Source organism: Aeromonas sp. DNRA1 (genome assembly GCF_963888745.1).
GTDB lineage: Bacteria > Pseudomonadota > Gammaproteobacteria > Enterobacterales > Aeromonadaceae > Aeromonas > Aeromonas hydrophila.
Window position 1 is genome coordinate 402,149 of sequence record NZ_CAWPKQ010000004.1, and the last position, 24,166, is coordinate 426,314.

Genomic DNA, 24,166 nt, shown 5'->3' on the forward strand with positions numbered 1-24,166 from the left:
TTTTTATCTAACACTTTGTCAGCTGCTTGTAAGCCTTTTCTCAAGAATGAATCTTTTTATTTTTTTACCACTTTCCGCATCTAAGCCAAACATAGTCCCCATGAATACATAATTTACACCTGTAATCTGTTTTATCTCTGCTGCTGAAAGTGGTGGCGTTACTTTCTGAAATCTATTCAACTTCATGGAGTAATCTTCATCAACTTTATCCGGATTATCTTGGTAAGGGCGTTTTATTAGTTTTCCATCGGCCTCACCAAACGCAACTATTCCGACTCCTGATTGGTAGAGATAGACAACATCGCCCTTCTCGAGTCTCTCAATTTTGTACTTCCAAGGATCGTAGTATGCAGAGGCTTTTCCTTCTGACAGCATTGATCTATGATCAATCTTACTATTCTTAATATTTGTGTTTAAAATATAATAGCCTTCCGAAAAATCTTCATATGGATTATCCTCAACCCTAAATGGAGACATTTCAAGTATCATTTCATCGGGATCACCTGAATAAATTCTGTAAACCCAAGGTCTAGTGTCTAAACCTGACTTCCTCCAATACTGGATTGCCTCTCTTGTTTTATGATCTATGCCGTTCGTCATTACTATAAATGTCTGTCTTTGGTTGAATTGTGTCTCGTCTAGGCAGACATCAAATTTTTCTGTGTGTGCAGACTTAAGACTCTGCCCATGGCCAAATGAACGACGATATATGGTATCCAAGTCTTGATATGTGGAATTGCCAAATATCTGCCCGTATCTTAAAACTTGCAATAAATTCGAACTGTCGGCTTCCCAAGCCTTCAATTCAAATATAAATAAATCACCTTCTTTATTGAGTGCCATCAAATCGGGCTCCTCCTGCCACATACGTGACTGCATCAGAAGGAGAAGCTCGTCTTCTGGGAAAAGACGGTCTATAGTTTTGAAAAGTATATCCTGTAATCCTCTCTCATCAAATCCAAAATCTTGAAGGCGCTTGGCTAACCTTTTTTCTGCGAGACGAGTCTTTGTATCTATATTAAGAAGCATGAAATTACCCTATTTATTAAAGTCACATTAGAGGTTTGTAGATAAGTATGTAGATGTTTTAATTAAACGTTATGAAAGCCAAGAAGCCAGAGTATATCTTAGGTGTACATTTTCTCATGTGAAAGCAGCTCATTGCTATATATATTCAACCTTGAGGTCATTGAGTCGTGGACCTCACAATTTTAACACCTACTGTGCTGACTAAGATGTAGCTCAAAGTAGTATCTTTATAGGTAAGGTTCTAAGATAATATCTGCTAAGAATTTTTCTTAAAACCTAATTTCCACCGACTCCGCGCTGCGCTTTGCCTCGCCGTGATAAACCGCTTCGATATTATTGCCGTCCGGGTCGAGTACAAAGGCGGCGTAATAGCCGGGGTGATAATTGCGCTCGCCGGGGGCACCGTTGTCCGAGCCGCCATGGGCCAGCGCTGCCTGATAGAAGCGATCCACTGTGGTGCGGTCTTGCGCCTGAAAGGCGAGGTGATGGCGGCCGGTCAATGCCCCCAGCGCCGCCGGGCTGTCGATGGCGGTGACAAACAGCTCGTCGGCCCAGAAGTAACCCTCACCGGTGCCGCCTATGGGAATATCGAGGACGGCCAGTGCGGCCGTATAAAAGCGCTGGCTGGTGGCCACGTCTTTCACCACCAGCTGGAGATGGTCGATCAGCCGACCGCGATGCAATGTTTGTGTTTCCATACACCACCTTGCTTTGCATGTTGTGGATGAGTCGCCGGCCGGCCCCTTGCTGTGAGCGGCAGGGGTTGGCAAGCCGATGGCATGGCTACCGCCCCTGAATTTCAGCCTCCAGTCTGCTGTTTTGTAACCAACGGGGATGGCGGAGAGGGCTCATGGGTGACTCCGACGAGGCTTGGATTGCCATTCGGGTATGGTAGCGAGAGAGGGGCGCAGGGGAAGGGCGAGGTGATAAATGTTGGGGCGGGATCAACAAATTGGTCAGTACGGCAAGGGGGGCCTTGCCAGGGGAGAGAAGCTTGTTCAGGCGTGGGGAAGGGCCACAGCCCCTCCCTCAGGCCAGTGCCAGCTGCTGGCGGCTGCGCCACAGCCGCTCGTGGAAGAAGAACACGACTGTGTTGATGGCAGGCTCGATCATCGCCATCACGCCACCGGTGAGCAGCTCGCCGCTCAGCAGGTAAGCGACGCCGAAGGCCACCGAGAAGTGGACCAGTGCGAAGCTGCTGGTCTTGGCTTGCAGGCTGTGATTTGGCTTGAGCTTGTGCCAGCCAAGGTCATGAAAGTAGAAGGCGACCGTGTTGACGGCGGGCTCGATCAGGGCGATCAGGCTGGCGGTCAGCAGCTCACCGGTCAGCAGGTAGGCCACGGTAAAGGCGACACCGAAGTGCAGGATGGCAAAGCTGATGGTCTTTTTCATGATGGCGGCTCCCTCTGTTGATGATGAGAGTATCTGCCGAAATGATATTAAATGAAAACTATTCTCATCTATTGCCAGAATAGAGAGAACCTATCAACGGGCGAGTGGCCGGTGTGGTTCAGCGGTTGCCAATCGCAGCCAAGGCGATAAAGTACAGGTTCTTCACACTTGCCCATGAAAAAGGATCTTTCATGAATATCAATGCCACCCTGCTTGGCCAGTTCATTGCGTTGCTGATGGTCATCGTCGGCGTCATCGCCTGGCGACTGGCGCGCCGCAAGAGCGAGCATCCGGCGCTGGTCACCCTTATCTGCTCCCTGCTCTGTCTGTTTCCGCCCTTTGGCCTGCTGGCCCTGTTGCTGGTTACGCTGAAACAGGATCTGCCCACCCGCTCATAGGGCGCGCAGGTTCAGGCTGCCGCACACACCGGCCGCACCAATAGCAAAAGCCCCGTGACGGGGCTTTTGCTTTTGAACTCGGTGAGCAGAAGACCTTGGACACCCATCTTTTGGGTTCGGGCTATGCTACACCTTGCTCAAAAAGGTGGGGGTCCCAGATTTTTCTTGAGTTATCTCTCTAAGCAGTAGAAACACCGACAATATTTACCATTGCATTTAGTACAAATGAATATGCTTTATCTTCATATAATTCAATGGCTAGTTCTTTATAAATTACCTTTTTAAGTGTTGGGTTTTGCTCTTTTTCATAACTATCCATCAGTTGACGAATTGCTTCAATTCGTTCTAATCGTTGTTCTATAAGATCAATCCTGTTTAATTTAATGATCTTTTCAGTTAGCTTACCTCTATCTTTTCCTGGCTTGCCAAAAACGTATGGGCCGGTAGCAAATAAATAATCGCTTGGTTTATCCTCAAATGGATTTAAAAGGCGTAGATTAGTATCATATTCATCACCTTTATTCATGTTGCAAACAGGGCATGCTAGACCTAAGTTTTGCCACTCAAAAGTCAACTCCGGGTACTTGGATTTAGGTTTAATATGTTCTATGTGCTCATAAGAAACATGACTAACTTTACTTTCGCAGTACATGCATTTATGTTTGGCTTCACTTCGGAGTGATTCTTTAATGTCTGTATGGTTATAGCGATTTGAAACGTTTGCTGGAGCCTTTTCACCATGCTGAATAAAATCAAGTAATTCAGTGGTCCAGTCTGTGGCATTATCAGTAAGAATCTGTGGTTTATCTCCCTTTTTAAGCTCTATCATTCAAACTCTCCACAACAAGGGAAATTGCTTTAGGCATAAATTCTTGAAGCCCTTTCTCTTCTAGCTCTTGTCGCATTTGCTCAAATAATGATTCATTAATTCCTTTCTCTGCATACTTCTTCACAATACTTGTCAGTTCATCTTCAACCCAAACCGGGACGGTTACAGGTACACCAAGAACTTCCCTTAAAACTTTAGCGGCACCAGCACTCTTATCAATCATGTCAAGCTTTCGAGAGAAGACTCGATTTTCGTCATTATATGCTAGGGCATATACTTGGGATTTCTTTGAAGAGCCAATAATAAAAGGGCTGTGAGTGGCTATAACAAACTGTGCGTTCGGAAAAGCTTTGCTTAGATTAGGAATTAATTCCCTTTGCATGGATGGATGTAAATGATTTTCTGGTTCATCTATCGTAATTACATAAGAATCTTTACCATGAGAGAACATATAAATTTGCCATGCCATTCCAATTATTGACGCAATACCTCCAGAAGCAGCATCAATTGAGAAATCACCTGAGTTTGTGACTAAAATCACCTCTGGTATTCGTATTTCTAAGTGCTTAAAGCCTAAGCTTACAGGAAGCATTACATTTAGGATTTTTTGAAATCCTTCAAATAACTCAGCATACTCTTTATTTGCAATGACGTGACTATTACCATAGCCGAAAGTGGCCAGCCCAATTAAAGACTCTTTGAGAAGATAATTTGGGCTTATGTTTTTAAGCCATTCACCGGTATTTGTAAACTTATCAACAACATTGGCGTTGTACTCATTGAAATAATCTTCCTTATTTTTGGGTTTTGTTGGAATTGATTGAACTTCTTTATAGCTAAATACAGGCCTGTGTGATGGTATGTGCATACCTTGCACGGATTGTTGTTCTGAGAAATCAAAGTCATAGGTTGAACCGGCTTCTTTTGGAATTCTAACCTTAGAAAATTTTAAATTAGAGTACTGAATCTGTCCTATTTCAACCCATGAATCATGTTTTTCTCTTTCTGAAAATAAGGAGTCCCATTTTCCGGTCAAGAATCGCATTAAACCTGACTCTTTATCTTTGGTAGGGGTTGATAGTAGACGAGTATTCCACCCAAAATTTTTACCAAGAATGCTAAGGATCGTTGTTTTGCCTGCGCCATTTGAACCGGTGATGATCGTTACACGATCATCAAATTCCATCTCTATATTTTCAAATTGTCGCCAGTGATTTATTTTTACTTTTTTAAACATTGCAATTGAATGTCCAGTTGGAGAGATAACGTTTGGTTAAGGGGCGGGCTTAAGCCCGTCCCAGTGAGCGAAACGAGCGGTTTGAACCATTTGTCAGCTGCTCAAACTCGACAGATACATTCCTCGTTTGTGCTGTAGTTCTTGGCTACATCATTGTGATAATTTGCAAGCCATAAGTATTTATCTTTTACTTTTTCATTTGGGGCTGAATTAGCAGCCGCCTCAATATTTCTTGCATGCTTTGCTAGCCATATATCGACATTCTGCTGATAGCCAGAAGCCATTATTTCGTGTTTTTCATCAGGAGATGCCTTGCGATAGGCTGCCATTTGTTCTCTTGATCTATGCCAATCCAATGCTTCTACGCAAATTGATATGTAATCAATATAGAAAAATTCATCATTTTTTGATGTGTACTTTCTGAACATACCTTTCACTGGATCATAGTCTTCGCTATATAAACCTCGATGAGCATGATCTGCAAAATATTTGTATAGTTCTTCACATAGCGCAATGACCGGAACGCATGCACTCTCTTCCCGTTTAACCGCTCCTACCATGCTTTGGCTTATTAGAGTATGGCCGCTCTGATACCACCAGCCTAATTCCAGTCCACCCCTTATGAAAAGTGATTCTTGCACGCAATTTCCCTGCGCATAAGCAAAGCTTGCTAGCTCACTCATAACGGGATCAAATGATCCGGAATATTTAGTTGACTCTGACTCTAGGGGGATATTCACAACTACGCAGTCTGAGAACGCGAGAACTGTCGTGCTGTTCAATTTTTGCACTTCAGCGATGAGCTCATCTTTGGTTTCAAAATCGAATTCATTTTGGATTTTCTCAACGCTTGCACGGATAAGTTCTACGTCTTCTATGGTTTGTGCATTTTTCACCTTATCGCCAAAGCCGAGAATATCGATGAAGCCAGTTATTCCAACTGATAAGTCTTCTATTTCCACAATAATACCCTTGTGCAGCTAACACTGATTAGATGGAAGGCGGCATTAATCCGTTAGCAGAGCATTCCATATAACTCCGTAACATTTTCACTGCCGCCAAGTAAAAACAATCATTAAATTATAATGTTACCCGTTTGCTTCTTATACTGGACGTATTCGCTTGACTCCCTCTTTTTATGCCACCGTTACAGTGTGAAAAAAACAGTACTCAGCACACTCTTGGAAAGTGCCGCCAAACCACACCTGCGTGAATACAGATCAGAAATAAAAATGGGGCCATCACCATGTTGAGTGGGTCGTCGGCAACTCTCGCTTATCCATTCCATCTGGCATAGCTACCGCCCCTGAATTACAGCCTCCAGTCTGCTGCTTTTAACCAACGGGGTGTGGCTGGCGTGGCTCATGGGGTGACTCCGACGAGGCTCGTGTTGCCAATTGGCTATAGTACCGACCCCTTGGCCAAGGGAAAGAGGGATGTGGGGAGTTTCTGAGCCAGATCAACTAATTAATCAATAACGGCTGGTCTGGTGTGCAGGAGGGATGCGTGGCCGCCATTGGTGAGGAAAACAGTTAGTGGGGAAAGCGGTAGCGGGTAAAAGACAAGAAGCCCCTGAACGGGGCTTCTCTTTGCTGGCCATGCCGTCACTGTGAACGGCTTGGGTGAGCGACTTGCTGGCGCGTTGACCGGGCGCCAGAGCGGGCTGGTGCGGGCTTACTCTTCGACCTTGTTCAGCCACTCCAACTTGTACCGGGCGCCTGCGCCCTGTGCCAGCTTGGCACTCAGGGGCTTCAAGAAGGCTTCAATCTGCTCGTCCAGCATCCAGGGCGGGCTGATGATCAGCATGCCTGAGCCGTTCATGCCCCAATCGGTGGTCTGGCCGGCCACTTCCAGTTCGGCCACCAGCACGTTACCGAAGTTCTCGCGCTTGATGGCGCGCAGCATGTCGCGGGATTTGTCCGCCTCTTCCCCCAGAATGGGATACCAGAGGGCATAGATGCCGGTGGCCCAGCGTTTTTGCGCCTTTTTCAGGGTATCGACTACCGCGAAGTAATCTTCCTTCAGCTCATAGGGCGGGTCGATCAGCACCAGGCCGCGGCGTGGCGTGGGCGGCAGCAGGGCCACCAGCCCCTCGAAGCCGTCCCTATGGTGCACGGCGACGCGGGGGTCGTAACCCATGTTGGCGCGCAGGTCTTCCACCTCGTTGTTGTGCAGCTCCATCAGCGCCAGCTTGTCCTGCTCGCGGGCGAGGCGACGCGACAGCTCCGGCGAGCCGGGGTAGTAGTGCAGCTCACCGTTCTGGTTCATCTCCTCGATGACGCCGAGATAGGGGGCCATGGTGGACCACTGGGCCCGCTCGTCCCACAGCCGGCCAATGCCGTCGGCATACTCCGCCTTCTTCTGGGACCAGTCACCGCGCAGGTCGTAGAGACCGCCGCCGGCATGGGTGTCCAGCACGATGAAGGGTTTCTCCTTCTTCTTGAGGGACTCGATGATCAGGGCCTGAACGGTGTGTTTCAGCACGTCGGCGTGGTTGCCGGCGTGAAAGGCGTGGCGATAACTCAGCATATTAGGTCTCTGAGGGGGCCCTGCTGGGCCCCCAGTAACAATAGATAGTTCAACAAGTTGCGGCTGTTGCCGCGAAACAGGGTGAGGCTGCGCAGGGTCTGCAGCAGCACCCCTTGTTGCAGCCGCTCCAGCTCCAGCTCGTGGGCCAGCATGGCCTGATACTCCTGCTCGCCGAGCCGCGCCTTGGCGCTCGAACGCAGGGTGCGCCAGGGGCCGAGCACCGCTTCAGTCTGCACCAGCGCCGGTTGCAGGTCGGTCAGATCGACCGGGATCCCGCACTGATCCAGCCGGTGCAGCAACAGGGCCAGATTGACGTTGCCCCCTTGCGCCTGCACGCTGAGCCAGTCCTGGCTGCGCGCACCGTACACCTCGCCGCTCCACTGCCAGAAGTCGAGCGGACCCGGCAGTTCGTGGGCGGCGATCCGCTCGCTCGCCATCAGCTGTTCGTCACGCAAGGAAGGCCTGCTCCATGGTTTCCAGCTCCTCACTGAGGCTCATCCACTCCAGCTCCACCCCTTCCAGCTCCTCCTTGATGGGGCCCTGGGACTTGAGCAGCTCGGAAAGCTTCTGCTTGGCGCTCTCTTCATAGATGGCGGGGTCGGCCAGCTGCTCTTCCACCGCGGCCAACTTGGCCTGCAGTTTCTCCATGCTGGTTTCGAGCTTCTCCAGCTTCTGGCGCAGCGGCCGGGTCGCTTGCCGGAACTCCGCCTCGCGCCGCTTCTGATCCTTGCGCGCCACCGCCGAGTTGGTGGAGACAGGGCCATCGTCCGGTTTGGCGTTGGCCTCTTTCTCCTGCTCGCCGAGCCACTTGTGGTAGTCGTCCAGATCGCCGTCGAACGGCTCGACCCGGCCACCGTGCACCAGATAGAAGTCATCTGTGGTGGTACGCAGCAGGTGCCGGTCGTGGGAGACCACCACCATGGCGCCCTCGAAGCCTTGCAGCGCCATGGTCAGAGCGTGGCGCATCTCCAGATCCAGGTGGTTGGTCGGTTCATCCAGCAGCAGCAGGTTGGGCTTTTGCCAGGTGATGAGGGCCAGCACCAGCCGCGCCTTCTCGCCGCCGGAGAAGGGGGCGACCTTGTCGAGCGCCTTGTCACCGTGAAAGCCGAAGCTGCCCAGATAGTTGCGCAGCTCCTGCTCGGTCTTGTCCGGCGCGAGGCGCACCAGGTGATCGAGGGGGGAGTCGTCCAGGCGCAGGGTCTCCAGCTGATGCTGGGCGAAGTAGCCGATGCTGACCCCGGCGCTCACCTCGAGCTTGCCGGAGAGCGGCGGGTTGGAGCCCGACAGCATCTTGATGAAGGTGGATTTGCCGGCGCCGTTGCGACCGAGCAGACCGATGCGCGAACCCGGCACCAGGTTGAGTTTGATCTTCTCCAGGATCACCTTGTCGCCATAACCGGCGCTGAGGTTCTCCATGGCAATCAGCGGGGTCGGCAGGGCCGACGGCTCGCGAAACTCGAAGCTGAACTCGGAGTCGGCGTGGGCGGGCAGGATCTTCTCCATCCGCTCCATCGCTTTGAGCCGGCTCTGGGCCTGGCGGGCCTTGGAGGCCTTGTAGCGGAAGCGGTCCACATACGCCTGCATGTGGGACATCTCGCGCTGCTGCTTCTCGTACATGGATTGCTGCTGGGCCAGGTGTTCGGCGCGCTGCAGTTCGAAGTCGGAGTAGCCGCCGGTGTATTCGTTGAGCTTGCCGTTCTCGATATGGATGATGCGGCTGATGACCGAATCGAGGAAGTCGCGGTCATGGGAGATCAGCACCAGCGTGCCCTGATAGGCCTTGAGCCACTTCTCCAGCCAGATGACGGCGTCGAGATCCAGGTGGTTGGTTGGTTCATCCAGCAGCAGCAGATCGGAGCGGCACAGCAGCGCCTGGGCCAGGTTCAGGCGCATGCGCCAGCCACCGGAGAAGCTGCGCACCGGCGAACTCAGCTGTTCGTCGCTGAAACCGAGGCCGTGCAGCAGTTCGGCGGCGCGGGCACGAATGCTGTAGGCGCCGATGGTGTCGAGCCGGCCGTGCAGCTCGGCCACCAGCAGCCCGTTGTCATCCTGCTCGGCCTGGGCCAGCTGGGCTTCCAGCGCGCGGAACTCCTTGTCGCCGTCGATCACGTAGTCGAGGGCGGAGCAGTCCAGCGCCGGGGTCTCCTGCGCCACGCCCGCAATCTGCCAGCCGGCGGGCAGGCTGAAGGTGCCGCTGTCGATGGCCAGCTCGCCCCGTACCAGTGCAAAAAAGGTGGACTTGCCACAGCCGTTCTTGCCCACCAGACCCACCTTGTGGCCGGGATGAATGGTGGCGGATGCGTTGTCCAGCAGCTTGCGGCCGCCGCGGATCAGTTCGATTTGACTGGCAACTATCATGGATTGGTCTGCTTGGCTCAAATGGAGGAGAAAAACTGGCGCGGATCTTACGTGAAACGGCGCAGATTTGCACTTGAGGCGGGGTGCAACCACTGGCTGGGGGGGCAAAAACATGCCATAACAGAGCAATCAGTCAGGGTTGGGGAGGTTAGCATGCTTATCAGGGACATCATGACGACCCGGGTCGCCACCGTTTCCATGGATGACCGGCTCAATGTCATCAAGGAGATCTTCGAGCAGGCTCACTTTCGCCACCTGCTGGTGCTGGAAGAGGAGGAGCTGGTGGGGGTCATTTCGGATCGGGATCTGTTTCGCGCCATCAGCCCCTATCTGGACTCCGAGGCCGAGATGAGCCGCGACACCGAGACCCTCAACCGGCGCGCCCACCAGATCATGAGCCGTCACCCCATCACCATCGCCCCCCAGCTCACGGTGCGGGACGGGGTCAAGATGATGCTGGAGAAGAACGTCTCCTGCCTGCCGGTGCTGGAAAACGGCGCCCTGGTCGGCATCATCAGCTGGAAGGACCTGCTGCGCGCCGCCCTCGACAGCGACGCCTTCTAGCCCGCCAGCACAGCTTACAAGACAGCGAAAAGGGCTCCGAGGAGCCCTTTGTCGTTGGCGGTCATGGCGCCTTGCCCCTGTGTCAGGGCAGCGGCTCCACCAGCAGGATATGGGAGTCGTACCCCGTCACCCGCACCTTGCTGCCGGCGCTCAGCGGCTGGTTGCAGCGCACCGTCCAGGCTGTGTCGTCCAGGTGTACCCGGCTCATCCCCTGAGTCACGTCATCCAGCAACACCAGCTCGCGGCCAAGATATCCCTGCATCCGCTCGTTGATGGGGGCGGCGGCATCCCGGCTGGAGCGATCCCGACGGTGTTGCCAGCGCCACCAGGCCCAGGTGGTGAGCAGGGATTGCAGGCCGAACAGCAGCAACTGCGCCTGCCAGCCGAAGGGCCAGACCAGCAGCAGCAGGCCCACTTCCAGCGCGGCGATGCCGGTCCAGAGCAGAAAGCCCACCGAGCCCAGCACCTCGATGGCCAGCAGCGCGAAGCCGAGCCCCAGCCAGTGCCAGTGGGTCAGCCCCTCGAACAGGGCTGTCATGATTTGCCGCCCTTGCCATCCTTGAACAGCTCGGCCATGCCGGCCACGGCGCCGATCAGGCTGCCCGCCTCCAGCGGCATCATCACCACCTTGCTGTTGGGGCCTTCGCCGATGCGGGCCAGCGCCTCGGTGTATTTCTGGGCCACGAAGTAGTTGATGGCCTGCAGATCCCCTTCGGCGATGGCCTTGGAGACCATGTGGGTCGCCTTGGCTTCCGCTTCGGCGGCCCGCTCGCGCGCTTCGGCGGCGAGGAAGGCGGCTTGACGTTCACCTTCGGCCTTGAGGATCTGGGACTGCTTCTCCCCTTCCGCTTTCAGGATCTTGGACTGGCGCACCCCTTCGGCTTCCAGTACCTCGGCCCGTTTCTGGCGCTCGGCCTTCATCTGGGCGTTCATGGCTTCGACCAGTGCCAGCGGCGGACGTACATCCTTGATCTCGATCCGGGTCACCTTGATGCCCCAGGGGGCGGTGGCGGCATCCATGGTGCGCAGCAGCTTCTCGTTGATGGTGTCGCGCTGGGAGAGCATCTCGTCCAGCTCCATGGCGCCGAGCACGGTCCGCATGTTGGTCATGGTGAGATTGCGGATGGCGCTGGTGAGATCGTTGACCTCATAGCCGGCCTTGCGGGCATCTACCACCTGCACGAAGCTGATGGCATCGATGGTGACGTTGGCGTTGTCACGGGAGATCACCTCCTGCGCCGGGATGTCCAGCACCTGCTCCATCATGATGATCTTGTGGCCGACCCTGTCCACATAGGGGATCAGCAGGTTGAGGCCAGGCACCAGGGTGCGGGTGTAGCGGCCGAAGCGCTCCACGGTCCAGTTGTAGCCCTGCGGCACTATCTTGATGCCGGCGCTCAGGGTCGCGAGCACCAGAAACACGAAGATCCCCAGCACAATCAATGACTCATTCATTATTAAGCTCCTTATGAAACACTTTCACTAGCCTATGGCCTTGCGCCTGGCACCACAAGCGCCTTGCTTCGCCTTTGCCATCATACGGCTTTGTTAATTACTAAAATGCATTAAAAAGCATTTTTTATTATTTTGAGGGATAAGCAGCCCTGCCTATAGTCGCCCCATATTAGTCGTGTTCCGAGGGATGGGCCGAAATGGATTATTTGCCGATGTTTGCCAAATTGGACGGTCGCCCGGTGCTGCTGGTGGGAGGGGGCGAAGTGGCCCTGCGCAAGGCGCGCCTGCTGCTGGCGGCCGGTGCCAGACTGACTCTGGTTTCCCCCGAACTGGAACCCGACTTCCACCAATTTGCCGGTCGCTTCACCCATCTGGCGGAGCGCTTCACCCCGGCCCATCTGACCGGCCAGATCCTGGTGGTGGCTGCGACCGACGATCTCGAGGTCAACGCGCTGGTCTATCAGAGCGCCAACCAGCTGGGTCTGTTCGTCAATGTGGTGGACGACCCCAAGCGCTCCAGCTTCATCTTCCCTTCCATCATCGATCGCAGCCCCATCATGGTGGCCGTCTCCAGCGGCGGCAAGGCGCCGGTGCTGGTGCGCCTGTTGCGCGAGCGGCTGGAGAGCCTGCTGCCGCGCCATCTCGGCGCTCTGGCCGAGCTCTCCGGCCGGGTGCGCGACCAGGCCAAGCGGGTGCTCTCTTCGATCTCCGACCGTCGCCGCTTCTGGGAGCGCGCCTTTGCCTCCAACACCCTGGCCGGTCTGATTGAGAAAGAGGATTGGCAGGGGGCCGAGCAGTGGCTGAACGATGGCCTCGACCAGGCGCAAAGCGAAGTGGGCGAGGTGGTGCTGGTGGGGGCGGGCCCCGGCGATCCGGGCCTGCTGACCCTCAAGGCGTTGCAACAGATTCAGCAGGCCGAAGTGGTGCTCTATGACCAGCTGGTCTCACCCGAGATCCTGGATCTGGTGCGCCGCGATGCCACCCTGGTGTCGGTCGGCAAGAAGGCGGGCGCCCACAGCGTGCCGCAGGAGGAGACCAATCGCCTGCTGGTGGAATACGCCAGGGCGGGCAACCGGGTGGTGCGGCTCAAGGGGGGCGACCCCTTTATGTTCGGCCGTGGCGGCGAGGAGCTGGAAGTGCTGGCCGAGGAGGGCATCCCCTTCTCGGTGGTGCCCGGCATCACGGCCGCCGCCGGTGCCACCGCCTATGCCGGCATTCCGCTCACTCACCGCGACCATGCCCAGAGCGCCGTCTTTATCACTGGCCACTGCCAGAAAGAGGGCAAAGAGCCCGACTGGCAGCAGCTCGCCGCTACCAGCCAGACCCTGGTCATCTACATGGGGCTGATGCGCTCCGAGCATATCCAGCAGCAGCTGGTGAACCATGGTCGTAGCCAAGCTACTCCCATCGCCATCATCGAGCGCGGCACCACCGCCCGCCAGCGGGTGCTGACCGGCACCTTGGCAGAACTGGCCGAACTGGCCCAGCAGGCGGTGAGCCCGTCACTTATCGTCATCGGCGAAGTGGTGGCCCTGCGCGAGCGGCTCGCCTGGTTTGGCGAGGGGCAACAGCAGGGCGCCTGCGACCTCAAGCTGGTGAACCTGGCCTGAGCGCCGGCGGCGACATCCATCGATTTGACGGTGCGGCCATGGCGGCACCGACCTGAACCAACACCGCGCCCTGACCAGGCGCGTTAGCAATGAACCGAGGACCCAGACATGGACCGTGAAAGACTGACCCACTTGCAGCAGCTGGAAGCCGAGAGCATCCACATCATCCGCGAGGTGGCTGCCGAATTTGAAAACCCGGTGATGATGTACTCCATCGGCAAGGACTCCTCCGTCATGCTGCACCTGGCCCGCAAGGCCTTCTATCCGGGCAAGATCCCGTTCCCCTTGCTGCACGTCGATACCGACTGGAAGTTCAAGGAGATGATCAAGTTCCGCGATGAGACCGCCAAAAAGTACGGGCTGGATCTCATCGTCCACAAGAACCCGGATGGCCTTGCCATGGGCATCAACCCCTTCGTGCACGGCAGCGGCAAGCACACCGACATCATGAAGACCGAGGGGCTCAAGCAGGCGCTCAACAAATACGGCTTCGACGCCGCCTTCGGTGGTGCCCGCCGCGACGAGGAGAAATCCCGCGCCAAGGAGCGGGTCTACTCCTTCCGCGACAAGTCCCACCGCTGGGATCCGAAAAACCAGCGTCCGGAGCTGTGGCGCGTCTACAACAGCCAGGTCAACAAGGGGGAGAGCATCCGGGTGTTCCCGCTCTCCAACTGGACCGAGCTGGACATCTGGCAATACATCTACCTCGAGAACATCGACATAGTGCCGCTCTACTTTGCGGCCCATCGCCCGGTGGTGGAGCGCAACGGCATCAAGATCATGGTGGATGACGAGCGCATGCCCATCGGCCCGGAAGATGAGGTGAAGCAGGAGCTGGTGCGCTTCCGTACCCTCGGCTGCTACCCGCTGACCGGTGCCATCGAATCCGCTGCCACCACCCTGCCGGAGATCATCGAAGAGATGCTGCTCACCACCTCGAGCGAGCGGCAAGGGCGGCTCATCGACCACGATCAGGCCGGCTCCATGGAGCAGAAGAAGCGTCAGGGCTATTTCTAAAAAAATGTTCTAAGGAATCGCAACATGAACAACCACATTCAGACCGCCATCAGCGAACAGGGCATTGAAGCCTACCTGCACGCCCAGCAACACAAGAGCCTGCTGCGTTTTCTTACCTGCGGCAGCGTGGACGACGGCAAGAGCACCCTCATCGGCCGCCTGCTGCACGACTCCCAGCAGATTTATGAAGATCAGCTCAAAGCGCTGGAGTCTGACAGCCAGAAGCTTGGCACCACCGGCGATAAGCTGGATCTGGCGCTGCTGGTAGACGGCCTGCAGGCCGAGCGCGAGCAGGGCATCACCATCGACGTTGCCTACCGCTATTTCTCCACCGCCAAGCGCAAATTTATCATCTCGGATACCCCGGGCCACGAGCAGTACACCCGCAACATGGCCACCGGCGCCTCCACCTGCGATCTGGCCATCATCCTGATCGACGCCCGCAAGGGGGTGCTGGATCAGACCCGGCGCCACAGCTTTATCGCGAGCCTGCTTGGCATCAAGCAGTTCGTAGTGGCGGTCAACAAGATGGATCTGGTGGAGTTCAGCCAGGAGGTGTTCGAGCGCATCAGCTTGGAGTACCGCGAATTCGCCAAGAAGCTCAGCGTCGACACCATCCATATCGTGCCGGTCTCGGCGCTGGACGGTGACAACGTGGTCAACCCAAGCGACAAGCTGGCCTGGTACGAAGGCGAAACCCTGCTCTCACTGCTGGAGTCTGCCGAAGTGGAGCGCGAGCTGGAGCGTCACCCAGTGCGCCTGCCGGTGCAGTATGTGAATCGCCCCAACCTCGATTTTCGCGGCTTCGCAGGCACCTTGGCCTCCGGCATCCTGCGGGTCGGCGACAAGCTGGCGGTGCTGCCGTCCGGCAAAGAGAGCACGGTGACTCGCATCGTCACCTTCGACGGCGATCTGGACTACGCCCTGCCGGGTCAGGCCATCACGGTCACCTTCGCGGACGAGATCGACATCAGCCGGGGCGACCTGCTGGTGGATGCCGCCAGAAAGCCGCTGGTGACCCAGAATGTGCTGGCTCACATCGTCTGGATGGGGGAGGAGTCCCTGCAACCGGGCCGGGTCTACGACGTCAAGCTGGCCACCAAGAAGAGCCGTGGCCAGGTGGAGGCCATCCGCCACCGCATCGAGATCAACAAGCTCGATGAGCTGGATGCGAGCGAACTCAAGCTCAACGAGATCGGTCTGTGCGAGCTGAGCCTGACCGACCCGGTGGCGTTCGACCCGTATCAGGAGATCCGCGATACCGGCAGCTTCATCCTGATCGACCGGCTGACCAACGTCACCGTCGGTGCCGGCATGATAGTGGAGGGCTTGGCCGCGACAGTGGCAACAGGGCACTACAGCGAGTTCGAAGTGGAGCTCAACGCCCTGGTGCGCAAGCACTTCCCCCACTGGCAGGCGCTGACCATCAGCAACGACGCAAGCAAGGAATAAGCCCATGACCTGGCAACAATCCCTGGTGCTGGGTCTGCTGGCTGCCCTCGTCGCCCTGCTGATCCAGGGCAAACTCCGGCCGGCGCTGCTCTTCTCGGGCGCCGTGCTCATCACCTATCTGAGCGGCCTGGCGGACATCAACGCCGTGGTGGCGGGCTACACCAACAGTGCCCTGCTGACCCTGGTGCTGTTGCTGCTGGTCTCCTTGGCGGTGGAAAAGACCCGGGTCATGAGCTGGTTCGCGAATCTGGTGGGCACCGGCTCCTTCAACAAGGTGCTGGTGAAGGTGTGGTTCTCCACCGCCTTCCTGTCGGCCTTCGTCAACAACACCGCCGTGGTGGCGTCCATGCTGGGGGCGGTCAAACGCAACCCCAACCATGCGCCCTCACGGCTGCTGTTGCCCATGTGCTTCGCGGCGACCTTTGGCGGTGTGCTGACCCTGATCGGCACCTCCACCAACCTCATCGTCAACAGCTTCCTCATCAAGATGGGGGCCAAGCCGCTCGGCATGTTCGACTTCTTTATGGTGGGGGCGGGGACCCTGTTGACCGGCCTAGTGGCCGTGCTGCTGTTTGCCCGTCACCTGCCGGAGCAGGACACCGAGATGAGCCGCGAATCCGGCTACTTTCTCGAGGCCAAGGTGGGCCCCGGTTCGCCCATGGCCGGGCGCAGCGTCAAGGAGAACGGCCTGCGCAGCCTGAAAAGCCTTTATCTCGCCGAGATTATCCGGGGCAATCAGGTGATCTGCCCGGTGCAGCCGGAACACGAGCTGCACGAGGGGGACATGCTGCTGTTTTGCGGCGACGTGGAGAGCGTCGGCGTGTTGCAGGAGCTCAAGGGGCTGGATCTCTATGGCCAGCACCGGCTCAACGGCCAGCACCTGGTGGAGGTGATCGTCAGCCACAGCTCGCGGCTGGTTGGTCAGACCATCAAGGACGCGGAATTTCGCACCCACTTCGATGCGGTAGTGCTGGCGGTGCGCCGGGGCGAGACCCAGCTCACCGGCGGCCTCGGCCAGATTGAACTGCACGCAGGGGACACTCTGCTGCTGGCGCCCGGCCCCAAGTTTGCGGGCAACAAGTCCCTCTCCCGCGAGTTCGTGGTGGTGAGCGGGCTGGAGGCTTCCACCCGGCTCGATGCCACGCGCAGCGCCGCCGTGGTGGCGGGGTTCCTTGGGGTGCTGACCCTGTCGGTGCTCGATCTGGTGCCACTGTTCAAGGGCTTGCTGGTGATGCTGGTGGTGCTGCTGTTCTCCCGCATCCTGACGTTGGACGAGATCCGCCGCCGTTTTCCGCTGGATATCTGGCTGGTGGTAGGCGGGGCGCTCGCCATCGCCGATCAGCTGGAAAAGAGCGGCCTGGCCAAGCTTATCGCCGACTGGCTGATGGGGGAGTTCAACGGCGCGAGCCCCATCATCGCCTTTATCGGCATCTACCTGTTTACCCTGGTGCTGACCGAGCTGATGAGCAACAACGCCGCGGCGGCGCTGGCCTTCCCCATGGGTTACCAGCTGGCGCTCAGCATGGACGTCTCCACCATGCCGTTCATTCTGGCGGTGCTGTTCGGGGCGAGCTCCAGCTTTATCCTGCCCTACGGCTACCAGACCAACCTGATGGTCTATGCGGCGGGCAACTACAAGATGCCGGACTACCTCAAGCTGGCCCTGCCGGTCTCCCTGGCCTACAGCATCGGGGTGATCGTCATGGTGCCCCTGTTGTTTCCGTTTTAAGGCGGCGCAACTGGGGGGCCGGTGCCTTGCCGGGAATAGGAATACACGACGACCATGGCACCCGTCAGTGGCGAGTGGCCAGAGGCTGGGCTCCTGGGAGCAAGACCGTTTCAGCATTGAGGCGCACGCGCCAAGCAAGGAGTGTGAATGAGCAATATCGTGTGGCATGCCCATGCCGTGGGCAAAGAGCGTAGGGCCGAGCAGAAGGGACAAAAGCCGCTGGTGATCTGGTTCACCGGGCTCTCCGGGGCGGGCAAGTCCACCCTGGCGGGGGCCCTGGAGCAGGCGCTGGCCGCGCAAGGCAAGCACACCTATCTGCTGGATGGGGACAACGTGCGCCACGGCCTCTGTGGCGATCTCGGCTTCGATGACGCCGCCCGTCAGGAGAACATCCGCCGGGTCGGCGAAGTGGCCAAACTCATGGTGGATGCGGGCCTTATCGTGCTCACCGCCTTTATCTCGCCGTTCCGTGCCGAACGGGATCTGGTGCGCAATCTCTTGGGCGAAGGGGAGTTTGTTGAGGTGTTTGTCGATGCGCCGCTCGCCGTCTGTGAAGAGCGGGACCCCAAGGGGCTCTATAAAAAGGCGCGGGCAGGGGAGATCACAAATTTTACCGGCATCGACTCCGCCTATGAGGCGCCAGAGCAGCCGGAAATCCATCTGCTTAATGCCGGTAAACCGGTGGCAGTGCTGGTGGATGAGTTGCTGACCGCCCTGAGGCAGCGGGGGCTGATCGATTAGGGGCGATATGCTCTATCGAACATCGAGCCTAGGGCTCTCTGGAGCCCTCATCTTACGATAAGAATCACAATCTCTCAGATGGAGGATCCATGTCCCGCTGTGTCTGAGGGAGCTACTCTGTTGGCCGCTACGGCGCTCAGAGCGGTAGGAGCCCTAATTCGTTGCTTCAATCAATTTCCATTTTTCACGCCCCTGTTTGCCTCCGAAAGTTATTTTTCAGCCTCTGGTACTGAGCATCTTGAGCAAGCTGTGGCGCTGCTTGCTCAATCTCGTTCAAGCACTGCCCAAGCTCACTCGGGAGCCACGGCTGATCGGTAATTAGTGCATTCAGCACAAAGAGCGCCTCTATTGGGAATTGCCTACACAGGCCAGATTCTGCAAGTAGATGGATGACGTAATGCGGGTGTTCGATAGGTTGTAGCCAATTCTGTACTTCAGCTAAGGCCGCAGGGAACTCATCTCGGGCAGCAATGACGAAGCGTGACAAGGATTCAGTCATTCGTGGGGTGGCCAAGTAGCGTGACTTTGGCCAGATCTGTTGCCAGAACGGTTGGGCACGGTTATTCCAGTATTCCTCACGCTGATCTGCTGCACCTTCAAGTGCTTGTGATAGTGCCTGTGCAGACTCCTCCAAACCTTCTTGTGGAAGAGAGCCAATCGCCGTACGGAACTCTTCTATGGTGTAGCCCTCAGTTGGGCCCAGTGCCATGTAGGTCAAGAACGTCGCGAACTGCTGGCGGTGTTCGCCAAGGTCGGCATAGTGGTTTGCACTCTCCAGAAACTGTGGCTTGAAGGCTGTCAGCAATGGTTGGTACAAGCGTGGTGACCAGAGAAAGCCTTCCCACATAGCCTTGGCCTCAACGGGATTGATCCAGCTGAACAATGGCAGCAGGTGCAGTTCGGTCCATTTGCGATCCACACGAAAAAATGTGATCAGTCGTGAGCTCATCAGTACCCGGCCGTGGCGGAATCGTTCTACCTGCATGTCACACAGGGTAGTGAAAATGGGCTTCAATTCAGCAGGAAGCAGATCGTTGTCATTCGGATTCCGTTTGAACCACAGATTGATTAGAGCCTGAGCGACATGTCCTACCGGGTGATTAATAGCTTCAGTAACAGGTTGGTCAATTGGTTCTCCGTTGCGCGTCATTCCCGTGCTCGCATCAATCGGTAGAGCCAGCACGCGATGGCACAAATTCAGCAAGATATTTTCGTGGATGTTTATGGATTTGGAGACTGACTGAAGCCACCAAGTGACAGCATGGTCAAGCTCCTGCAGTACTGAATTAGGCATGTTCTGTATTAGCGGTGCTACGTGTTGCCATATCCGCTGAACTTTTTTCCCGTTACTCCAAGCGTAGAGAGCATTACTCCAGCGATGTATCAGCCAGTTTCCCTGTTCAGCAACTTCTGCAAGGGCACCCAAGCAATTCAGAGGATGCTTTTGGCAAACATCCCGCCACGTGTCTTCGTAGAAAGGCCGCCCCTCTGGTGTGGGCTTGGTTAGCCATTGCACAAGTTCTGACCGTTTGCGAGGAGCAATATCGATATCCAGGCTCTCCTCGTAATCTGGATCTCCCGTGCCACTCATCCAATGTGAGAATTCGTCACTCTCATTGGTTGCCAACTGCCATTGCGGGTTGGCTGTAGAAATTTCCGTCAAACGAGCCTCTGCCTGCGTTCCCAGTACTAGCCCTGATGTTTTCAGTTTGGACAAATGCAGCCAGATGGAGTGGATCACCAAGTTTCGCCACCGATCTTCCTCCAGATCGTCTCGGTACATCACGCGTGGCGGGCCTTCTAAAATAGCTGCCTCCAAGCTTTGCTGTGTAGCGCCTGCCAACAGCCGTCCCTGCAGGACCAATAACCGGAATACTTCCCGCCCCGTATCTGTTGCCCACAACCACCATGCGTCATCGCTTAACAACCAATTCACCCACTGCCCAGGTGAGATACAACCATCCTGAGTGGCAGCAAATAAGGCAAGGCGTTTGAAGGTGGGGTAAGGCAGCTCGAACCAGTTTTGAGCAATACGTGTCGCCCGTGCACTGTCGCTGGTACGAGCTGCTAGCCATGCATCGCGCAGCAACTCGATTAGGCTCACCCAGTCGCGGAAACCCCGATTCTGCCAGTGGGGTGTGATAGAAGGCAGATCCCAATGCGAACGGTCATTACGAAAATCTGCTTCGCCCAACTCGCACAGAAGGTCCAGAGCATCACGCAATAGTTGCTGAAAATCATCCAGCAAAAGCGGTAGGGCGGACGTGTAGCGCTCGTCTGTCGTCAAATCGCGCAGAGCGGCATGCACATTACTAGCAGCCAGTGTGAGTTCCCACTCCACCAATTGTTTAATCCGTGTGGGCTTGTCTACACAACTCGAATCGTCGCTATCCCAGCGAAAAGGCTTTTTCAAGACAACCTTGGGGGCAAGCAACTCTCGCAATTCCAAACGCAAGGTGGTACTCAGCCCTTCACGCTTGAGACGACCTCTCCAGCGATACAGGTCTGCGCTGTACTGCGGTGACTTCACACGGCTACTGAGCAGAATTCGCCATAAAATGCGCATAAGTGGGCTAGGGATGGACTTGGGGGCGTGCAAGCGGATTTCATCGAGCTCTGCGGTTTTTCCTTCATGCTCCAATGAGGCAATGCGAGCCAGCTCATATTCGATCAGCCATGCCCAACGGTCGTGCAACTTCCCACCGCGTTCTGCAACCCAGATGACCAATCTGGGATCATCTAGGTGGCGTACCAGCCATCGGGCCAGATGGTGCATAACGTCATCCCACCGACTGCCATTGATTTCACCGGAGGCAAGCAGCATCGGGGGGGCGCGCTCATAGGGAGTAGGGCGTTGAATCAGGCTGAAGTGCTTCTTGGTGTCCACTGCATCATGGGGTTGCACGCCAAAGCGGGGAAGGTCGCTTTGCCCGAATCGCTCGTACGTAAAGGATTCCAGCAGCCAGTCTAGTGATGGAACGGGATTGAAGTCGGCGAAGCGTTTTGCTGGCAAGCCAGATTTGTCCGACAGAGCCCATAGCATTCGCCCGACGAAATCGTCCTGCGGCGTACTCTCCTGTGGGCGCGTCAGCGCGTGTTTTACAACGATGGCTTCTTTGCCCTGCACGCCGTCACGGTAGGTCTCTGCCCAAGCATGCAGGGTCTGGTGCAGTGCAGAATGGGCGTAGTTGCCAGCCGGTACGTTGTAGAGAATGGGAGTGACGCCCTTGGCTTCCCATTCGATGGTTTTCCGGTGTTCCTCTCCAGGTTCACAATCACCCAGCGCCCAAGCTTGCGGCGTGACTTCACCTAGCATCCGGTCGGCTGCCAGCGCATCCATCATATAGCGCAGTACTGGGTCATTGATGCTGTAGCCCACGAAGCAAACCACGTAGTTACGGAACAGCTCGCTTACGAAGCGAGCAGCCCAACGTTCGGTTAAGTACGCCAAGCCGAAATCACCACTGGTGACCACCAGCCTATTCAGGGCAGTATCATCGGCTTTTTCGGGGAGCAAGCCGTGCAGATAGACGAGCCCGTCCCAGCGGCTGTTTTTCGGAATTGGCAGCATCGGAGCTGCGTAAGACTGGAAGGCTTGGCCTGTGCGTTTAGCTGCTACATGAAAGGTGCGATCGAAGTTGGTTGTGACCAGACGAAGTGTACCTTCGCGGTTACGAGCCAGACGTAACAGTGCTGCTTGTGTATCGATGGCGCCTTTGCGACGGAGCTTTGGTTTTAGCGCCAGTGCAAGTTTGCTTCGAACAGCCTGCCTCTGACCTGGCAGACGTCTTTCCAGTAGATCTAGCGTGGCATCGAATTGTCCGCGTTCGAAGGCCTCGTGCTCGATGTCCGAGAATGATGTGCCATTCAATTGGTAGATCTGCTTTACCAGTCCCTTGAAACCTGGCAAACCAGCAGGATATGAAATACCAGCACCACAAAAAAACACCACTCGGCCTTCCTCGTGCGCTTGTAATAGCTCATCGGGAATGTCAGGACCGTGAGTTATGAATTGCATTCGTTTCGTATCCTATTCAGTTAAGACTGGGACAGTCACCATTCTGAATGCTGCATAGCGTCTTGCTGCTGGCTTATCACTTGTGCCGAACAAAGTAACGGATCTGAATTCCAGCCTCCAGTCTGCTGCGCTTTCCCTGCGATGTGGCTCTGGTCTGGTACATGGCTGACTCCGACAAGAGGGGATCTGCTGGCCATGTTACCGAACGGAGCTGATTAGGGAAGGGTGAGTAGGTGATTTCTCGGGCAAGATCAATAAATTGAGCTGCCATGGGGGGCGGTAGAGGTATCTCAGCGTCCGTACTTTCTCAATGCTCGCTGCGTATTTGGGCGGGGGGAATGAACTGCGGGATGCCACTCTGTTGAATGAGTTGCAGAGCAGATGCCAAGGTAATGACATCAAGGCCGGGCCAGTGATGGTATGGGCATCCCGGCCCGGTCAGATCTGCGTTTCCCACCAGAGATAAATGGGCCCGCTGCCGGTGACGACAGGGGGCCCTTTTTTGTTGTTAGCGCACGTTCTGCAAGTCCAGCTGGCAGGCACCGTCCGGTGACGGGATCCGGCGGGCGAGCGGGGGAGCTTGGTTGACCATTGCCGCTCATTGCCTGCCTGCAAATGGACGTTAGCAAGGGGCGGGCCAGATCCTCGGTGAGCTTGTCACACGCCTCTTGTCACGGCATTGAGCTGGGGTAGCCTGTGGCATGAGGTGCCAGGGCTGACGGTATTTGCATTTCAGGAACTGTTTTGGCAACGGCAGGCCACTATTTCGCAAGATGCTGCGCTGATGCGCGAAACCACGGAGCCCGAGGGCGGGCTCCTGGGGAGATCAGGGGGCAGGGTCGACCGGGGCAGGCTCCGGTCCGGCGGGCGGGGTCAGCATCATGGTTTCGATCTGCAGCCCCTGCACCAGCACGGTTTTCAGATCCTGCAGGTACTCTTCCAGCGGCGGCTCTTGCAGCAACTGGGCGAGCTCGTTGCCGACCGGGGTCAGCCGGTAGTAGAGCAGGGTGATGTTGGCCTGCTTGCGCTGCAGGCGCCAGCGCTGATCGCCGAACTCCAGCTCCACCCCGTCGGCGGGCAGCGGGCCAGATTCCAGTTCGCCCCGGTGCAGCAGGCCGAGTTCGAACAGCTGCAGCAGGGCGTTGTAGGGGATGCGGTACTTGCCAAGGCCGAGCCGGGTCACCCGGGCGCGGCTGAGCAGGCTGGCCCCTTTGTGCAGCCCCAGCAGCAGGCGTTGCTCGTCGCTGCCCACGTAGTGGCAGGAGAGGGAGCAGATGCGCTGGAACAGCTGGGCCTCGCGCTGGGTCATCTCCTTCAAGGTGGAGAGTGCGCGGATGGAGAAGCGGCCCGGGGTGGCGACCTCGATGGCGAAGATGCGGCCCCACAGCTGCTGCATGGGCACCATGCTGATGTCTTCCGCCAGTTGCAGGAAGCGGGTCAGCCAGTCGCTGTCCATCTCGCCGCCGGCGGCCGTCTCCTCGCAGTGGCGAGAGGCCATCACCATGATGGCTTCCAGGTTGCGTTGGCGGGCCGCCTGATCCGCCAGCTGGCGAAAGGTGGCGCGCTGCTCGAAGGTGCTGTCGCTGTTGCGGGTGAGCATGCCGTCGATACCGCGGCTGCGTGCCAGGCGCAGGGTCTGCTCCTGGCTGCTCAGGATGGAACTCTCTTTCTTGGGCGGGGGCAGGTCAGCCATGCTGGCTCCGTGATCGCAAGGTCTAGCCTTGAATGTTACTCCAACCGGGATGGCGGGCAATCCCTCAGGCAGGGGCCGGCGGGGATCCGGTCGTCGCGGATAACGAAACGGCCTC

General features: G+C 56.6%; 20 protein-coding genes. 7 read left to right on the top strand and 13 right to left on the bottom strand.

Translation table 11 applies throughout. The annotated features are described in order from the left end of the window. Positions 1-18 precede the first annotated feature (18 nt). The 3 genes from AACQ43_RS15620 to AACQ43_RS15630 form a co-directional block, all read right to left on the bottom strand. Entirely contained in the window at positions 19-1,029 is a 1,011-nt protein-coding gene (locus AACQ43_RS15620) for a hypothetical protein (RefSeq protein ID WP_168967812.1), read from the bottom strand. Positions 1,030-1,298: 269 nt separating this feature from the next. Then, a complete protein-coding gene (locus AACQ43_RS15625; protein WP_168967813.1) occupies positions 1,299-1,727 on the bottom strand; it encodes a VOC family protein in 429 nt (142 codons plus the stop codon). A gap of 331 nt (positions 1,728-2,058) precedes the next feature. Further along, positions 2,059-2,421 (bottom strand): DUF2061 domain-containing protein, encoded by a 363-nt coding sequence (locus AACQ43_RS15630; RefSeq protein ID WP_168967814.1) that lies wholly within the window; start codon positions 2,419-2,421, stop codon positions 2,059-2,061. 191 nt (positions 2,422-2,612) lie between these two features. On the opposite strand from AACQ43_RS15630, the gene AACQ43_RS15635 reads away from it, so the two are divergent. Then, entirely contained in the window at positions 2,613-2,819 is a 207-nt protein-coding gene (locus AACQ43_RS15635) for a hypothetical protein (protein ID WP_168967815.1), read from the top strand. 178 nt (positions 2,820-2,997) lie between these two features. Here AACQ43_RS15635 and AACQ43_RS15640 read toward each other — a convergent pair whose 3' ends face one another. The 6 genes from AACQ43_RS15640 to AACQ43_RS15665 all read right to left on the bottom strand — a co-directional run bounded on the left by AACQ43_RS15640 (position 2,998) and on the right by AACQ43_RS15665 (position 9,772). After that, a complete protein-coding gene (locus tag AACQ43_RS15640) occupies positions 2,998-3,648 on the bottom strand; it encodes an HNH endonuclease (protein WP_168967816.1) in 651 nt (216 codons plus the stop codon). Beyond that, on the bottom strand, positions 3,635-4,885 hold the full coding sequence (locus tag AACQ43_RS15645; RefSeq protein WP_168967817.1) for an AAA family ATPase: 1,251 nt from the start codon (positions 4,883-4,885) through the stop codon (positions 3,635-3,637). Before AACQ43_RS15645 ends, AACQ43_RS15640 begins: the two co-directional genes overlap by 14 nt. A gap of 101 nt (positions 4,886-4,986) precedes the next feature. Beyond that, the gene (locus AACQ43_RS15650; protein ID WP_168967818.1) at positions 4,987-5,847 is read right to left on the bottom strand and encodes a hypothetical protein; all 861 of its coding nucleotides are present in this window, start codon (positions 5,845-5,847) and stop codon (positions 4,987-4,989) included. A gap of 712 nt (positions 5,848-6,559) precedes the next feature. Next, positions 6,560-7,414, bottom strand: a complete 855-nt coding sequence (locus AACQ43_RS15655; RefSeq protein WP_168967819.1) for a 23S rRNA (adenine(2030)-N(6))-methyltransferase RlmJ — start codon at positions 7,412-7,414, stop codon at positions 6,560-6,562. Next, positions 7,408-7,869, bottom strand: coding sequence for a DUF2390 domain-containing protein (locus tag AACQ43_RS15660; protein WP_016351916.1), 462 nt, complete (start codon positions 7,867-7,869; stop codon positions 7,408-7,410). The genes AACQ43_RS15655 and AACQ43_RS15660 overlap by 7 nt, the downstream gene beginning before the upstream one ends. Further along, entirely contained in the window at positions 7,862-9,772 is a 1,911-nt protein-coding gene (locus tag AACQ43_RS15665) for an ABC transporter ATP-binding protein (RefSeq protein WP_168967820.1), read from the bottom strand. Before AACQ43_RS15665 ends, AACQ43_RS15660 begins: the two co-directional genes overlap by 8 nt. Positions 9,773-9,925: 153 nt before the next feature. On the opposite strand from AACQ43_RS15665, the gene AACQ43_RS15670 reads away from it, so the two are divergent. Then, the gene (locus tag AACQ43_RS15670; protein ID WP_011707313.1) at positions 9,926-10,336 is read left to right on the top strand and encodes a CBS domain-containing protein; all 411 of its coding nucleotides are present in this window, start codon (positions 9,926-9,928) and stop codon (positions 10,334-10,336) included. A gap of 82 nt (positions 10,337-10,418) precedes the next feature. Here the strand turns inward: AACQ43_RS15670 and AACQ43_RS15675 are convergent, their stop codons facing one another. After that, entirely contained in the window at positions 10,419-10,874 is a 456-nt protein-coding gene (locus AACQ43_RS15675) for an NfeD family protein (protein WP_029304862.1), read from the bottom strand. Continuing rightward, positions 10,871-11,791, bottom strand: a complete 921-nt coding sequence (locus AACQ43_RS15680; protein WP_011707311.1) for an SPFH domain-containing protein — start codon at positions 11,789-11,791, stop codon at positions 10,871-10,873. The genes AACQ43_RS15675 and AACQ43_RS15680 overlap by 4 nt, the downstream gene beginning before the upstream one ends. A 197-nt stretch (positions 11,792-11,988) precedes the next feature. On the opposite strand from AACQ43_RS15680, the gene cysG reads away from it, so the two are divergent. The 5 genes from cysG (at position 11,989) to cysC (ending at position 18,340) form a co-directional block, all read left to right on the top strand. Further along, positions 11,989-13,401 carry a siroheme synthase CysG gene (gene cysG / locus AACQ43_RS15685; RefSeq protein WP_168967821.1) on the top strand — a complete coding sequence of 471 codons (1,413 nt, stop codon included), beginning with the start codon at positions 11,989-11,991 and terminating at the stop codon, positions 13,399-13,401. 108 nt (positions 13,402-13,509) lie between these two features. Further along, positions 13,510-14,418, top strand: coding sequence for a sulfate adenylyltransferase subunit CysD (cysD, locus tag AACQ43_RS15690; RefSeq protein ID WP_039214485.1), 909 nt, complete (start codon positions 13,510-13,512; stop codon positions 14,416-14,418). A gap of 24 nt (positions 14,419-14,442) precedes the next feature. Then, positions 14,443-15,870 (top strand): sulfate adenylyltransferase subunit CysN, encoded by a 1,428-nt coding sequence (cysN, locus tag AACQ43_RS15695; RefSeq protein ID WP_168967822.1) that lies wholly within the window; start codon positions 14,443-14,445, stop codon positions 15,868-15,870. 4 nt (positions 15,871-15,874) lie between these two features. Continuing rightward, positions 15,875-17,599: an SLC13 family permease gene (locus AACQ43_RS15700; protein ID WP_168967823.1), complete on the top strand. Its 1,725-nt coding sequence runs from the start codon at positions 15,875-15,877 to the stop codon at positions 17,597-17,599. Positions 17,600-17,746: 147 nt separating this feature from the next. Then, a complete protein-coding gene (gene cysC, locus AACQ43_RS15705; protein WP_168967824.1) occupies positions 17,747-18,340 on the top strand; it encodes an adenylyl-sulfate kinase in 594 nt (197 codons plus the stop codon). Positions 18,341-18,524: 184 nt separating this feature from the next. Here the strand turns inward: cysC and dsr1 are convergent, their stop codons facing one another. Together dsr1 and AACQ43_RS15715 are read right to left on the bottom strand one after the other, a co-directional pair. Next, complete coding sequence (gene dsr1, locus AACQ43_RS15710; RefSeq protein WP_168967825.1) at positions 18,525-22,358, bottom strand: anti-phage defense-associated sirtuin Dsr1; 3,834 nt, start codon at positions 22,356-22,358, stop codon at positions 18,525-18,527. An 826-nt stretch (positions 22,359-23,184) separates the two neighbouring features. Then, a complete protein-coding gene (locus tag AACQ43_RS15715) occupies positions 23,185-24,051 on the bottom strand; it encodes a TIGR03899 family protein (RefSeq protein WP_168967826.1) in 867 nt (288 codons plus the stop codon). Positions 24,052-24,166 lie beyond the last annotated feature (115 nt).

Coding starts and splice junctions, on each gene's coding strand:
- AACQ43_RS15620 (WP_168967812.1), bottom strand. CDS start 1,029: ATGCTTCTTAATATAGATACAAAGACTCGTCTCGCAGAAAAAAGGTTA.
- cysG (WP_168967821.1), top strand. CDS start 11,989: ATGGATTATTTGCCGATGTTTGCCAAATTGGACGGTCGCCCGGTGCTG.
- AACQ43_RS15640 (WP_168967816.1), bottom strand. CDS start 3,648: ATGATAGAGCTTAAAAAGGGAGATAAACCACAGATTCTTACTGATAAT.
- AACQ43_RS15680 (WP_011707311.1), bottom strand. CDS start 11,791: ATGAATGAGTCATTGATTGTGCTGGGGATCTTCGTGTTTCTGGTGCTC.
- cysD (WP_039214485.1), top strand. CDS start 13,510: ATGGACCGTGAAAGACTGACCCACTTGCAGCAGCTGGAAGCCGAGAGC.
- AACQ43_RS15625 (WP_168967813.1), bottom strand. CDS start 1,727: ATGGAAACACAAACATTGCATCGCGGTCGGCTGATCGACCATCTCCAG.
- AACQ43_RS15675 (WP_029304862.1), bottom strand. CDS start 10,874: ATGACAGCCCTGTTCGAGGGGCTGACCCACTGGCACTGGCTGGGGCTC.
- AACQ43_RS15630 (WP_168967814.1), bottom strand. CDS start 2,421: ATGAAAAAGACCATCAGCTTTGCCATCCTGCACTTCGGTGTCGCCTTT.
- AACQ43_RS15635 (WP_168967815.1), top strand. CDS start 2,613: ATGAATATCAATGCCACCCTGCTTGGCCAGTTCATTGCGTTGCTGATG.
- AACQ43_RS15715 (WP_168967826.1), bottom strand. CDS start 24,051: ATGGCTGACCTGCCCCCGCCCAAGAAAGAGAGTTCCATCCTGAGCAGC.
- AACQ43_RS15700 (WP_168967823.1), top strand. CDS start 15,875: ATGACCTGGCAACAATCCCTGGTGCTGGGTCTGCTGGCTGCCCTCGTC.
- cysC (WP_168967824.1), top strand. CDS start 17,747: ATGAGCAATATCGTGTGGCATGCCCATGCCGTGGGCAAAGAGCGTAGG.
- AACQ43_RS15670 (WP_011707313.1), top strand. CDS start 9,926: ATGCTTATCAGGGACATCATGACGACCCGGGTCGCCACCGTTTCCATG.
- AACQ43_RS15645 (WP_168967817.1), bottom strand. CDS start 4,885: ATGTTTAAAAAAGTAAAAATAAATCACTGGCGACAATTTGAAAATATA.
- AACQ43_RS15665 (WP_168967820.1), bottom strand. CDS start 9,772: ATGATAGTTGCCAGTCAAATCGAACTGATCCGCGGCGGCCGCAAGCTG.
- AACQ43_RS15655 (WP_168967819.1), bottom strand. CDS start 7,414: ATGCTGAGTTATCGCCACGCCTTTCACGCCGGCAACCACGCCGACGTG.
- cysN (WP_168967822.1), top strand. CDS start 14,443: ATGAACAACCACATTCAGACCGCCATCAGCGAACAGGGCATTGAAGCC.
- dsr1 (WP_168967825.1), bottom strand. CDS start 22,358: ATGCAATTCATAACTCACGGTCCTGACATTCCCGATGAGCTATTACAA.